This window comes from Micromonospora sp. WMMD1128, from assembly GCF_027497235.1.
Lineage (GTDB): Bacteria > Actinomycetota > Actinomycetes > Mycobacteriales > Micromonosporaceae > Micromonospora.
Map to the genome: position 1 here is coordinate 2,158,006 of NZ_CP114902.1, position 12,968 is coordinate 2,170,973.

The following is a 12,968-nucleotide window of genomic DNA, read 5'->3' on the forward strand; positions in this document are numbered from 1 at the left end:
TCAGTGCCTCCCCAGGAGCGTGAACTGGTCGGCGATGCGCTGTCGCCAGACCGCGTACGCGGGCCGACCGTCGGCGTCGGGCGGCAGGTCCCGCAGGGCGTCGTCGGTCATGGTGGCGGCCTGCTCGGGCGTGGCGCGGCAGAGCGCCGCGGTCGCCCGGGCGGTGTCGTCGGTCGGCAGACCGGCCCGCAGCCGCGCCTTGGCGGCGAACGCGGATCCCTGCGCCAGCGCGGCCCGGTGCCGGTGCCGGTCCGCCAACCGGGCCAGCTCCACCAGTTCCTTGTCGTCCACCCCACCTGCGTAGGTGGCCGCCAGGCCCACCCCGCTGAACAGGTCGGCGTGCCGGCCCGGCGCGAAGCCGCGCACGGTGTCCACCACGTGCCGGACGTCGGTGCCGCAGACGAACCACAGGGCCCGACCGATGCCCTGGTCGACGGCGTGTCCGGCGTAACCGCGCAGCTCCGGCCCCCAGTTCCGGCCGGGGTCGCGGTGCTGCTGGCGAACGTAGCGGTCGGTGTGGAAGTACGCCTGGTGGAACCCGTACCCGTCGAGGGCGAGCCAGCGCAGCAGCGGGTCGGTGGGAAGCACCCGTCGTCGGCGGGGGCGCGGCAGGCGGGCGAGCGCCCAGCCGGCACCGACGTGCGCCATGTAGAGGTGGCGTCGTCCGCCCCCGGCGAGGAACTCGGCGGTACGGTCGCGCAGGCCGAGGCCGGCCATGAGCGCGTACGCCATCGCCGCGCCCTCGTAGGCGAAGCCGCGCAGCGGCGCGTCCACGGACTCCAGGCGGGCTTCGGCGGCCTGGGGCGAGGATGTGCCGGCCGCGTGCCCGAAGCCGGCGACGAAACTGCGACCGGCTGATTCCAGGGCGTGCCGGGCCCTCTCGTCCTTCACCCGGAAACCGCGTCTGCGCAGTTCCGTCGCTCGTGGAGAAGGGGTGAGCAGGCGACGCCGCAGCGCCAGCCACAGAGCGGACATGAATCCTCCCCGGCAGATCGGAGTAGACCGCTACAAATCGACACGTGCAAATTGACCTGGCCCGCTGCGGTCCCGTTGTCCGGCGTCCCGGGCGACTACCGGACCATGATTGCGGACGGTGCGCGCGCTGTCTTCTCGCACCTTGCTCTGTTGGCCGTGCACTCCGCCGGCCCATCCGGTTGGCGCGACGGGGCTCGGAGACGCGCCTCGGCTTACCGGCGCTGAGCAGCGACTTCGTCGCAGCAGATGAGAGATCAGCGCTTCGCTATATGAAAATCAAGATTTATTCAAGGGCGCGGTCGGAGACTACGGGACGGTTTCGTCGCGGATGCAGAACCTGGGGGATCCTAATGTCTTCTGCCGTGGAACGACCGTGTGGATATCGCCACCGAATGGCGGTGATCCGGTCGATCGAACGAATGCGTGGCGATCTCGGCGGTGATCTGCCGCTGAACGTGCTGGCCCGCACCGCCCTGTTCAGCCCTTTCCATTTCCACCGAATTTTCCGGGCGGTTACCGGAGAGACGCCGGCGCGTTTCCTGGCGGCGCTCCGGATGGCCCAGGCCCGGCGACTGCTCCTGCACTCCCGGCTCACCGTCGGCGCGATCTGCGCCCGGGTCGGCTACACGAGCGTGGGTAGCTTCACCACCCAGTTCACCCGTCTGGTGGGCGTGCCGCCCGAGCAGTTCCGGCGGCAGGTCCGTGCGCTGCTGGGCCGACTGATCCCGCCGGTGGTCCGGGACCGGCCGCTCGGCCCGTACGCCGGTGCCGTGCTGCAACCGGTGGTCCGTGGCGGACTGGCGGCGTCCGCCGGAACGGTCCTGGTGAGCGTCGCTTCGGCGGACGCCGAGCCGGAAGCGTCGCGTTGGACGGTGTCGGAGGGCGCCGGTCCGGTTCGGCTGCCGGTCGGGCTTCCACCCGGCCGCTACCGCGCGCAGATGCTGTTGCTCAAGAGCCGGTGGGCCGCCACGGCCACGCTTGTCGACCAGATCCCGGAGAGCTACCTGGTCGGCTGGACCGAGTTCACCGTGCCGCCTCCGCCGCTGCGCCTGGACCGGGTGGCGATCCGGCTGCGCCCGCCGCAACCGACCGATCTGCCGGTGCTCTCCGTCGAGCCGGTGCGGTTGGTGGCGGGCCCGCGGCGGACCGCGCCGTCCGACTTGTTGCCGGTCTCCGCGTGAGCGCGAGGAGTGAGCCGGGTTTGCGAGCCCCGCAGTCGCGAGCGAAAGAGAGCTCCGCGTGAGCCCGAAGATCGAACTGCACGTGCACCTGGAGGGGACGATCCGACCGCGGACGCTCCTGGAGATCGCCCGGCGCAACGGATCGCCGCTGCCGGCACGGACCGAGGTGGAGCTGGCGCGGCACTACCGGTTCGTCGACTTCGCGCACTTCATCGAGGTCTGGATCGCCACCACCAACTGCCTGCGTACCCGTGCGGACTTCCACCGGGTGGTGGTGGACTACGCGGCCGAAGCCGCCCGGCACGGCGCGGTCTACGTGGAGGGGATCTTCTCGCCGGCGGAGCGGGTGCGGCGCGGCGTACGGTGGGCGGACATCTTCGGTGGCTATGCCGACGGGGCGGTGGAGGCGTACGAGCGGCACGGCGTCCTGGTCCGGTTCACGCCCGACATCGACCGGGAACTGGAGCCGGCGCTTGCCGAGGAGTGCGCCCGACAGGCGGTCCGGTACCGCGACCGGGGCGTGGTGGGTTTCGGGATCGGCGGCCGGGAGTCGGCGGGTGGTCTCGCCGTGTACGCACGCGCTGTCGCGATCGCGCGCGACGGCGGGCTCGGGTTCGTGCCGCACGCCGGGGAGGCGACGGGGGTGGAGTCGATCCGGGAGGCGCTCGGGTACGACCCGGTGCGGTTGCGGCACGGCATCCGGGCCGCCGACGACCCACGGGTGTCGGCGGAGATCGTGGAGCGCGGCGTGGTGCTGGATGTCTGTCCGACCTCCAATCTGCGTACCCAGGTGGTGGGCGCTCTCGACGACCATCCGTTGCCCCGGCTGCGGGCCGCCGGTGTGGCGTGCAGCATCGGCACCGACGACCCGGCCATGTTCGACACCGACCTGTCGCGGGAGTATCGGCTCGCGGCCCGGTTGGGGGTGAGCGCGGCCGACGCGTACGCCGCCGGTGTGGCGGGTGCGCTCTGTGACGGGGCGACCCGCGTCCACCTTGAGCGCCTCGGCCGGTCGGCCTTCGCCCCGGCGTCCGCGCCCTGACCCTGCCGTGGACCGCCGCCTGTCACGCGGCGTTGTCGTCCGCGCCGGTGGATGCGGCGCCGAGATCAGCTGGCACCGCGTCCGGGACGGCGTCGGGTCGGTCCGCGCCGCGGAAGACGAGTTTGGCCTTGTCGATGTTGTCGGGGTCGCCTTCGCAGTCGACGACGACGATCTGGCCGGGGGTCAGTTCGTTGAACAGGATCCGTTCGGACAGGTTGTCCTCGATGTCGCGTTGGATGGTGCGGCGTAGCGGACGGGCGCCCAGGACCGGGTCGAAGCCCTTCTTCGCCAAGTATTTCTTGGCGTTGTCGGTCAACTCCAGGCCCATGTCCTTGTTCCGCAGTTGCCCCTCGATCCGCTGGATCATGATGTCCACGATCGACAGGATCTCGATCTCCCGCAGCTGGTGGAACACGATCGTGTCGTCGATCCGGTTGAGGAACTCGGGCCGGAAGTGCTGCTTGAGCTCGTCGTTGACCTTCTGCTTCATCCGGTCGTAGTTCGACTCGGAGTCGTCGGAGGCCTGGAAGCCCAGCGACACCGCCTTCGCGACGTCCCGGGTACCGAGGTTGGTGGTCAGGATGATGACCGTGTTCTTGAAGTCCACGATCCGACCCTGACCATCGGTCAACCGGCCGTCCTCCAGGATCTGCAACAGCGTGTTGAACACATCCGGGTGGGCCTTCTCGATCTCGTCGAACAACACCACCGAGAACGGCCGCCGCCGCACCTTCTCCGTCAGCTGCCCACCCTCGTCGTACCCGACATACCCGGGAGGGGCACCGACGAGCCGGGACACCGTGTACCGGTCGTGGAACTCCGACATGTCCAACTGGATCAACGCGTCCTCGGACCCGAACAGGAACTCCGCCAGGGCCTTGGACAGCTCGGTCTTACCCACACCGGACGGGCCGGCGAAGATGAACGACCCCGACGGCCGCTTCGGATCCTTCAAACCCGCCCGCGTGCGCCGGATCGCCTTCGACACCGCCTTGACCGCGTCTTCCTGCCCGATGACGCGCTTGTGCAGCTCGTCCTCCATCCGCAGCAGACGCGACGTCTCCTCCTCGGTCAACTTGTACACCGGGATACCGGTCCAGTTCCCGAGCACCTCAGCGATCTGCTCGTCGTCGACCTCACTGACGACATCCAGATCCCCGGCCTTCCACTCCTTCTCCCGCTGCGCCTTCTGACCCAGCAACTGCTTCTCCGTGTCCCGCAACTGCGCGGCCCGCTCGAAGTCCTGCGCGTCGATCGCGGACTCCTTGTCCCGACGCACCTGCGCGATCCGCTCATCGAAGTCCCGCAGGTCCGGCGGCGCCGTCATCCGACGGATCCGCATCCGCGCACCCGCCTCATCAATCAAATCGATCGCCTTGTCCGGCAGGAACCGATCCGAGATATACCGATCCGCCAGGGTCGCCGCCGCGACCAGAGCCGCGTCGGTGATGCTCACGCGGTGGTGCGCCTCGTACCGGTCCCGCAGACCCTTCAAAATCTCGATGGTGTGCGCCAGCGACGGCTCACCCACCTGGATCGGCTGGAACCGACGCTCCAACGCCGCGTCCTTCTCCAAATGCTTACGGTACTCATCCAGCGTGGTCGCGCCGATGGTCTGCAACTCACCACGCGCCAGCATCGGCTTCAAAATGCTCGCCGCGTCGATCGCGCCCTCCGCCGCGCCCGCACCCACCAACGTGTGGATCTCGTCGATGAACAAGATGATGTCACCCCGGGTGCGGATCTCCTTGAGCACCTTCTTCAGACGCTCCTCGAAATCACCCCGGTAGCGCGAACCCGCCACCAACGCACCCAGGTCAAGCGTGTACAACTGCTTGTCCTTCAGCGTCTCCGGCACCTCACCCTTGATGATCTTCTGGGACAAGCCCTCCACCACAGCGGTCTTACCCACGCCGGGCTCACCGATCAACACCGGGTTGTTCTTCGTCCGGCGGGACAACACCTGCATGACCCGCTCGATCTCCTTCTCCCGCCCGATCACCGGGTCGAGCTTGCCCTCCCGAGCAGCCTGGGTCAGGTTCCGACCGAACTGATCCAACACCAAACTCGTCGACGGCGCGGCCTCACCCGGCGCAGCACCCGCAGCAGCCGGCTCCTTGCCCTGATAACCCGACAGCAACTGGATCACCTGCTGACGCACCCGATTCAGGTCGGCGCCCAACTTCACCAACACCTGGGCGGCCACACCCTCACCCTCACGGATCAGGCCCAACAGGATGTGCTCCGTGCCGATGTAGTTGTGGCCGAGCTGCAACGCCTCCCGCAGGGACAGCTCCAACACCTTCTTCGCCCGCGGCGTGAACGGGATATGCCCACTCGGCGCCTGCTGGCCCTGACCGATGATCTCCTCAACCTGCTGACGGACGCCCTCCAACGAGATACCCAGGCTCTCCAAAGCCTTCGCCGCCACACCCTCACCCTCATGGATCAGGCCCAACAGGATGTGCTCCGTACCGATGTAGTTGTGGTTGAGCATCCGGGCCTCTTCCTGGGCCAGGACGACAACCCGTCGCGCTCGGTCGGTGAACCGCTCGAACATGGGACCCACCCAACTGTCTACGAGTCGACGAGATAACTATATCTTTCGATAGTAACTGATCGTCCGGTGATGGCTCCACGTTCCGCGATCACGATGTCTCCCGGCTCTCGAACCTCTGAGTAGTGGCATTATTACGATCGGTACTGGCTCGGGTGTCGGCGCGAATGGCGGGTACTGGTGACGGCTGCGGTGGTGCGTCTGAAGATCCTCGGTCCGCTCCAGGTGAGCCGCGGCGTCACGCCCGTCGACCTGGGGCCCACCAAGCAGAAGGCGGTCTTCGCGGCGCTCGCGCTCCAACCCGGGCGCGGTGTCGCCGCGAGCGAGCTGCAGGAGGCGGTCTGGGGCGAGCGGGTGCCGGCCCGGTCCCGCGAGCTGCTGCACACGTACATCGCGCGGCTCCGCCAGCTCCTCGAACCGGAGACACCGCCCCGGGCGCGGACCAACGTCATCGTCTCCACCCCGACCGGGTACGCGCTGCGGATCGAGCCTCGGGCGGTCGATCTGTGCGTCTTCCGCGAGCTGGTCGAGCGGGCCCGGCAGCGGTTGGCCGAGGGGCACACCCATCGCGCGCTGCGACTGCTGCGGCATGCGCTGCACCTGTGGCGGGATCCGGCACTCAGCGAGCTGACCGTCCTGCTGCGACAGTCGGTCGAGGTGGAGGCGCTGCGCCTGAGCTGGTCCGACGCCGCCCGTGACTACGTGGCGCTCGGGCTGCGCGTCGGACGCCCGGGCGAGGTCCGCGACCTGGCCGCCCAGCTCGCCACGCGGGAGCCCCTCGACGAGCAGGTGCAGGCCCACTACCTGACCGTTCTGGAGCGCACCGGGCAGCGTTCGCTGGCGCTGGGCCGGTTCGCCGCGGTCCGCGACGCGCTGCACCGGGAGTTGGGCGTCGAGCCGGGCCCGGCCCTGCAGGCGGTGCACCGGCGGCTTGTCGAACCGCACTGGGCGCCACCCGCCCAGGTCGGTTCGTGCGCCGGCGTCTCGGTCGCGCCGGCCGAGGTGGCGCAGTGGCCCGGCGAGCTGCTCCACCGCGACGAGGACGTCCGCGCGCTGACGTCGCTGATGCGGGCGCACCGGCTGGTCACCGTGGTCGGGCCGCCTGGTTGCGGCAAGTCGGCGTTGGCCCGGGCGGTGGTGGACGAGCTGCGGGACCGGTTCGCCGACGGGGTGGTCACGGTGGACGTCACCGGTGTCGCGGATCGGGCCCACCTGCGGGCCCGGATGATCGATCTGCTCGCCGGGCCGCCGTCGGACCCGTCGCGGTGCGGTCTCCGGCAGATGCTTGTGGTGCTCGACAACGCCGAGCACCTGGTGGACGCCTGCGCTCTGCTGGCCGACACGCTGCTGCGGGACCAGAACCGGTTGACCGTGCTGGTGACCTCCCGGGAACCGCTCAACCTGCCGCACGAGGCGATCCGGCGGCTGTGGCCACTCGCGCTGCCCGACGGCGACACGGACGCCGGCGCCCCGGCGGTGGACCTCTTCGCCCGGTACGCGGCCCGCGTCCACACCGGGTTCCGGGTCGGCGCCGACAATGTCGGGCTCGTCGCACAGATCTGCCGTCGCGCCGACGGGCTGCCTCTCGTGCTCGGCTACGCCGCGGCGCACCTGGCCGACGACTCCCTGGCCGGGGTGTCCCGCCGGTTCGACGGACCCCTTACCTGGTTCCGCCCGCCGGGGGAGGAGAGCCGGCCCTCGCTCCGTGCCCTGCTGGACCGGAGCGTCCGCACCCTCACCCCGGCCGAGCGCTGGCTCTTCGCCCGTCTCGGCGCGCTGCCCCCGGTGTTCGACCTGACCGAGGCGGTGCGGCTCGCCGAGCCGTACCTGCGTCCGGCCGAGGTCGCCCGGGTGCTGGCCCGGCTGCGGGAGAAGTCGCTCCTGCAGCCGGAGCGGGGAGCGCCGAGCCGGCACCGGTGTCTCGCACTCGTGCGCCGGCTCTCCACCGAGCTGTTGGCCGAGGAGACGACCGGCGCCCAGCTCGCCTGAGCCGGCCCTCCGTGGGCGCCCGGTCCGGCCCGGGCCGGACCGTTGGCGTCCGCCGTCGAGTAGTCGTCCGTCCGCCCGCGCCGGGTTGCGGCGCGGGCGGCTGCCGCGATGTGACAGCCGGTGAGATATCGGTGACCGACGATTGACACCTAACTGTAAAAACATATAGCTTCCTGGGTGCGGGTCCGGTTCTCGGACCCCCGGCCGGGGCTGCTGCTCCCGGTGACCGGTCACGCCCTACGGAGGTATCAGGGTGAGTGGAGTACGGGAGACCTACGAGTCGTTGAACCTGGAGGCCAAGCCGATCAGGCCGCACATCCTCGCGGCCGCGACGGTGGTCTTCGGCGAGGACTACTACTCGGGTCGACGCGAGACGATCAACCTGTCGGGCTTCGTGCAGCTGAACAAGTGGCCGATGCCCGGCTTCGAGCACCGGGTCGACGACAAGGGCTACGCGCAGTTCGACACCGAGCTGATCAGCGCGCCCGAGGTCGGCATCAAGGGCTTCAGCTACGAGCTGGACGACCGCATCCAGGTCCTGTCCAACCCGTTCCTGCCCAACAGCGGTCACGTGCGGCAGATCGTGCCGGGCAAGAACTTCCCGGCGGAGTTCTACATCCGCCGGTTCGGCATCCTCGAGTCGAGCACGCTGCGCCTGGCCCACCGCAACGTCATCGACATCTACGGCGTGGTCGACAACGTCCCGCCGTTCAAGAAGCCCCTCACCGGCCCCTACCTGGGCAAGCCGCGGGGCGACGGTCCGTTCGAGGTCGCCCAGGCCCCGAACGTGGTGAAGGGCACCACGCTGCCGGAGGCGTGGTACCCGGCGAACGACGAGAACCAGCCGGTGGGCATCACGCCCAACCTGTTCTTCGCGCCGAGCGCCGGTCCCTGCATGTCGATGCTTGTCGACCCGTCCATGATCATGCAGACCTCGATGGAGGGGCAGATCGAGGTCGAGGTCGGCGGGCGCACGGTCCGGGTCGACCTGGCCGGTGACTACCGGAAGGCCGGCGGGGCCGAGGTGCTGCTGTTCGGCCCGGACAAGCACGACGAGGGCCCCGGTGTCCTCGCCCAGCTGGCCCGGGTGGCCGTGGTCGGGCACTGCGCCGAGCTCGGTGGCCGGGTCATGCTGCGGGCGAGCTGGCCGCGGGTCTCCGGCGGCACGCTCGGCGAGGGCCACGAGGACAGCCTCAGCCGGGTCGCGTTCCCCAGCGAGCTGCACATCGACGCCGAGTTCGAGCTGGTCACGCCGCACCAGACGCTGTACGCCACGAACGCCGTGCACATCAACGGCAAGCTGCGCGACATGGAGGCCACCGGCACCGAGCTGAAGCTCGACGGCGGCGACACCGCGCTGGTCACCACCGACGACGAGCCCAAGGCCCGCCTCACCGGGGTCAACCTGGTGATGCGCGACGCCTACGTCGGTGAGCACGCGGCCGTCAACATCTGACCCCTTGACGGCACTCGGACGCCCGGGTTGACTAGAAAATCCGATAGCGCCGGCGTCCGGACGGCATCCCTCCCGGGGGCAGGTCCCCTCAGCCCCGGGAGGGATGCCCTGTTACCGGGGAGGACTCCGTGGACCAGCGCCTGCTCCTCATGCACCAGACGATGCTCGCCGACGCTCCCCGGTTGCACGCCTACGACCAGGCCCTGGAGCAGACGGTCGACCCGGGTGACGTGGTGGTCGACGTCGGCGCCGGGACGCTGGCGCTGTCGCTGCTGGCCCTGCGGCACGGCGCCGGCCACGTCTACGCCGTCGAGGCCGACCCGCGGATGGCCGAGGTGGCCGCCCGGATCATCGAGGCCAACGACCTGAAGGACCGGCTCACCCTGATCGTCGGCGACGCGCGCACCCTGCGCCTGCCCGACCGGGCCGACGTCCTGGTCTCGGAGATGATGGGCAACCTCGGGCCGGAGGAGGAGATGGCCGAGGTGCTCGGCGTGGTCGCCCGACGGGTGTTGCGGCCGGACGGGCGGGTGGTGCCCCGGCGGCTGGTCACCCGGCTGGCGGCGATCGAGTTCGACGCCGAGGGCTGGGGGCTGTGGAGCTCCGACTTCCTGGGCCACCGTCTCGACGTGGTGCAGGAACTTGTCGAGCCCCAGGCCCATCTGCACTTCTTCCAGCGACCGCCGCGGCTGCTCAGCGAGCCGGTCCCGGTCGCCGACTCGGCCCTGGGCCGGGCCGGCTCCACCCGGCCCCGACCCAGCCAGCGGCTGCGGGTCGTCCGCCCCGGCACCCTGCACGCCGTCATGGGCTACTTCACCGCGGACATGGCAGACGGCGTGGAACTGTCCAACTTCCCCTCGTACCCGGGGTGCAACTGGGCGGTGTGGATCTGGCCGCTGCGACACACCCGGGTGGCCGAGGGCGACGAGTTGCGGCTGGACCTGCGCCGTCCCCGCGCCGGCACCGGGGTGCGGCTGGCCACCGACTGGCGGCTCGACTGCGGCATCGTCCGCGCGGGGAGGTCGTGATGCCGTTCGCGGCGGGCACGGTCCGCGACATCCCGGTACGCGCCTTCAAGCTCTGCGGACTCACCTGGTTCGGTGAGTTCCTCTGGTTCTCCGAGGCGGTGTCCAACCAGATCATGGCGCTGGATCCGCACACGGGGCAGGTCGAACACCGGATTCCCTGCCCGGAGGTCGCCACCGACCTGACCACCCTCGACGGATACCTGCTCCAGGTCTGCGGTGCGCAGCGGTGTCTGCGCGGCCTCAGCCCGACCACCGGCGAGGAGGTCACCGAGCTGCCGAACCCGCGCCCCGGCAACGTGCTGCGCGGGATCGAGGCCACCCGGCACGGGCTCTGGCTCGGCTACGAGGACCTGCGGCTGGTGGAGCTGCGCGATCCGCGCGGGATGGGACTGATCGACACCTTCCCGGTCCGGCACGCCCCAGCCGGCCTGACCGTCTCGGACAACTTCCTGGTGTACGCCGACTACACCAACGCCGCCATCAACGTCTACGACCTGGACGAGCGCCGGGACGTCGCGGCCTACTCGGTGGCGGGCAACCCGACCGGCGTGACCTGGGACGGCAGCCGGATCTGGTACTGCGACCACGGCACCCTGCAACTGCGGGCGATCGAGGTGCCCGGCATCGTGAGGAGGTGAGCGCCGTGCGCGGCAGGGCGATGCTGGCGGCCCGTGCGGTGTGGGTGGTGGCGCTCAGCCTGGCCCTCCTGCTGCCCGCGCTGTTGACCGGCGGCGCGTTGGCCCTCGTCCGGCGAGGGGAGGCGGGCCGGCGGCACCTCTACCGCCGGACCACGGTGCTGCTGACCCGGCTGGGCGCGACCTTCGTCAAGGCCGGGCAGGTGCTCGGCACCCGCCGTGACCTGCTACCGCCGGCGTTCTGCGACGAGTTGGCGGTGCTGCAGGACGCGGTGGCCCCGCTGGACGCGACCGGCACCCGGCGCGCGTTGCGCGAGGCGTACGGCGTGGCGGAGCCGGAGATCTTCGCGGAGCTGGACCGCCGTCCGGTGGCCAGCGGCAGTGTGGCCTGTGTCTACCGCGCCCGGCTGCGCACCGGCGAGCAGGTGGCGGTGAAGCTGCGCCGGCCGGGCGTGGAGCGGTTGATGACGCTCGACCTGGCCCTGATGCGGGCCGGCGCCGCGCTTGCCGCCCGGCTGCCGGTCTTCCGCGACGTGCCGGTCGCCGAGGTGATGGCGCACATGTCCGGGGCGGTGCTCGGCCAGCTCGACTTCACCCGGGAGGCGGCCAACCTGCGCCGGTTGCGCGTCAACCTGGCCACCGTGCCCCGGGTCTGGGTGCCGAAGGTGCACGAGGCCGCCTGCCGGCCGCGCTGCATCGTGATGGAGTTCATCCCCGACCTGGACGTGGACACCGCCCGCCGCTGTCCGCCGGCGTTGCAGCGGCGGTTCGCGTCGTCCGGGCTGACCGCGATCTACCACATGCTCTTCGTCGACGGTTTCGTGCACTGCGACATGCACCCGGGCAACCTCTACTTCACCCGGCGCGGGCAGGTGGTGGTCCTGGACGCCGGGTTCAGCGTCCAGCTCACCGAGGAGCTGCGCCGGCTCTTCGCCGAGTTCTTCATGAACATGTCCATCGGGAGGGGCCGATACTGCGCGGAGATCGTGGTGCGCAGCGGCACGGGGCTCCGGCCGGACGCCGACGTGGCGGGGTTCCTGACCCGGATGGCCGATCTGGTGGAGCGCAGCCACGGGTTGCCGGCCCGGGAGTTCAGCCTGATCGCGTTCGCCGGCGAGATGTTCGATCTCCAGCGCCGCTACGGTGTGCATGCGGCGCCAGAGCTGATCTTTCCGCTGTTGTCACTGCTCGTGATCGAGGGCACGGTGCGGGAACTCGACCCGGGGATGGACTTTCAAGAGGTCGCCAAGCCGGTGCTGATGAAAGGGCTGTTCGGTCAGCGCAAAGCGGGGTGACGATACTGTTACGAACAGTGGTGTCGGGCGCGATTCCGGACAGTCACGCTATCCGATACAGTAGTGAGGTGGAAACCTCGTCGGCCGGCGGCAAGCGCGCCTATCACCAATACTGCGGGCTCGCCAGTGCGCTCGACGTGCTGGGCGAGCGATGGACCCTGCTGATCGTCCGGGAGCTCCTGATGGGTCCCCGGCGCTACGGCGAACTCCTCGGCGACCTGCCGGGCGTCGGCACCAACCTGCTGGCCGAGCGGCTCCGCTTCCTCACCGAGAGGGGCGTGGTCCGGCAGACCGACCTGCGCGGCACCGGGTCCCGGCTGGCCTACGAGCTGACCGAGGTCGGGCAGCGGTTGCGCCCGATGGTGCTCGGGCTGGCGCACTGGGGGATGGAGTTCGTCGGTGAGCTGTCCGACGGGGACACGGTCCGGCCGCACTGGGGCTTCCTCGCGGTCGAGGCGATGATCCGGCCCGACCACGCCCCCGACGTCGACGAGGACTACCAGTTCCGGGTGGACGGCGAGTCGTTCCACCTTGCGGTTCGGGGCGGCCAGGCGCGCCCGGTGCGGGGCGAGGCGGAACGGCCGGCGATGCTCGCCACCACCGATGCGGCCACCTTCGTGCAGATCGGCTCCGGCCGGCTCACTCCGCTGCTCGCGATGATCCAGGGCCGGCTCAAGCTCGAGGGTGACACCGAGGCGGTGCTGCGCTGTTGCGACCTGCTCGGCCTGGAGGCCGGCCCGGTGGCCGCGCCGCGCGCCGCGGCCACCCGCGCCGCCGCCCCGCGCCGCTGACCCTTCGCTCACGCGGTAG

The 12,968-nt window shown here is 70.4% G+C and carries 10 protein-coding genes; 8 read left to right on the forward strand and 2 right to left on the reverse strand.

All coding sequences use genetic code 11. From position 1 onward, the window contains the following. Entirely contained in the window at positions 1 to 975 is a 975-nt protein-coding gene (locus tag O7602_RS10035; RefSeq protein WP_281588132.1) for a DUF1702 family protein, read from the reverse strand. 419 nt (positions 976 to 1,394) lie between these two features. Here O7602_RS10035 and O7602_RS10040 point away from each other — a divergent pair, with 419 nt between their 5' ends. Further along, the gene (locus tag O7602_RS10040; RefSeq protein WP_281588133.1) at positions 1,395 to 2,156 is read left to right on the forward strand and encodes a helix-turn-helix transcriptional regulator; all 762 of its coding nucleotides are present in this window, start codon (positions 1,395 to 1,397) and stop codon (positions 2,154 to 2,156) included. A gap of 58 nt (positions 2,157 to 2,214) precedes the next feature. Further along, entirely contained in the window at positions 2,215 to 3,198 is a 984-nt protein-coding gene (gene add / locus O7602_RS10045; RefSeq protein WP_281588135.1) for an adenosine deaminase, read from the forward strand. A 22-nt stretch (positions 3,199 to 3,220) separates the two neighbouring features. On the opposite strand, the gene O7602_RS10050 is transcribed toward add, so the two are convergent. Next, positions 3,221 to 5,758 carry an ATP-dependent Clp protease ATP-binding subunit gene (locus O7602_RS10050; protein WP_281586306.1) on the reverse strand — a complete coding sequence of 846 codons (2,538 nt, stop codon included), beginning with the start codon at positions 5,756 to 5,758 and terminating at the stop codon, positions 3,221 to 3,223. 177 nt (positions 5,759 to 5,935) lie between these two features. On the opposite strand from O7602_RS10050, the gene O7602_RS10055 reads away from it, so the two are divergent. From O7602_RS10055 to O7602_RS10080, 6 genes are all read left to right on the forward strand, one after another. Beyond that, positions 5,936 to 7,744, forward strand: a complete 1,809-nt coding sequence (locus O7602_RS10055) for a BTAD domain-containing putative transcriptional regulator (RefSeq protein WP_281588137.1) — start codon at positions 5,936 to 5,938, stop codon at positions 7,742 to 7,744. Positions 7,745 to 7,997: 253 nt separating this feature from the next. After that, the gene (locus tag O7602_RS10060; protein ID WP_281588139.1) at positions 7,998 to 9,200 is read left to right on the forward strand and encodes a DUF6004 family protein; all 1,203 of its coding nucleotides are present in this window, start codon (positions 7,998 to 8,000) and stop codon (positions 9,198 to 9,200) included. 128 nt (positions 9,201 to 9,328) lie between these two features. Next, entirely contained in the window at positions 9,329 to 10,228 is a 900-nt protein-coding gene (locus O7602_RS10065) for a class I SAM-dependent methyltransferase (protein ID WP_281588141.1), read from the forward strand. Next, positions 10,228 to 10,866 (forward strand): hypothetical protein, encoded by a 639-nt coding sequence (locus O7602_RS10070; protein WP_281588143.1) that lies wholly within the window; start codon positions 10,228 to 10,230, stop codon positions 10,864 to 10,866. Before O7602_RS10065 ends, O7602_RS10070 begins: the two co-directional genes overlap by 1 nt. Further along, a complete protein-coding gene (locus tag O7602_RS10075) occupies positions 10,863 to 12,158 on the forward strand; it encodes an AarF/UbiB family protein (RefSeq protein WP_281588145.1) in 1,296 nt (431 codons plus the stop codon). Before O7602_RS10070 ends, O7602_RS10075 begins: the two co-directional genes overlap by 4 nt. A gap of 68 nt (positions 12,159 to 12,226) precedes the next feature. After that, positions 12,227 to 12,949, forward strand: a complete 723-nt coding sequence (locus O7602_RS10080; RefSeq protein ID WP_281588146.1) for a winged helix-turn-helix transcriptional regulator — start codon at positions 12,227 to 12,229, stop codon at positions 12,947 to 12,949. Positions 12,950 to 12,968: the final 19 nt, after the last annotated feature.

Excerpts from the sequence above, each read along its gene's own strand:
- O7602_RS10035 (WP_281588132.1), bottom strand. The coding sequence starts at position 975 with ATGTCCGCTCTGTGGCTGGCGCTGCGGCGTCGCCTGCTCACCCCTTCT.
- O7602_RS10040 (WP_281588133.1), top strand. The coding sequence starts at position 1,395 with ATGCGTGGCGATCTCGGCGGTGATCTGCCGCTGAACGTGCTGGCCCGC.
- O7602_RS10070 (WP_281588143.1), top strand. The coding sequence starts at position 10,228 with ATGCCGTTCGCGGCGGGCACGGTCCGCGACATCCCGGTACGCGCCTTC.
- O7602_RS10050 (WP_281586306.1), bottom strand. The coding sequence starts at position 5,758 with ATGTTCGAGCGGTTCACCGACCGAGCGCGACGGGTTGTCGTCCTGGCC.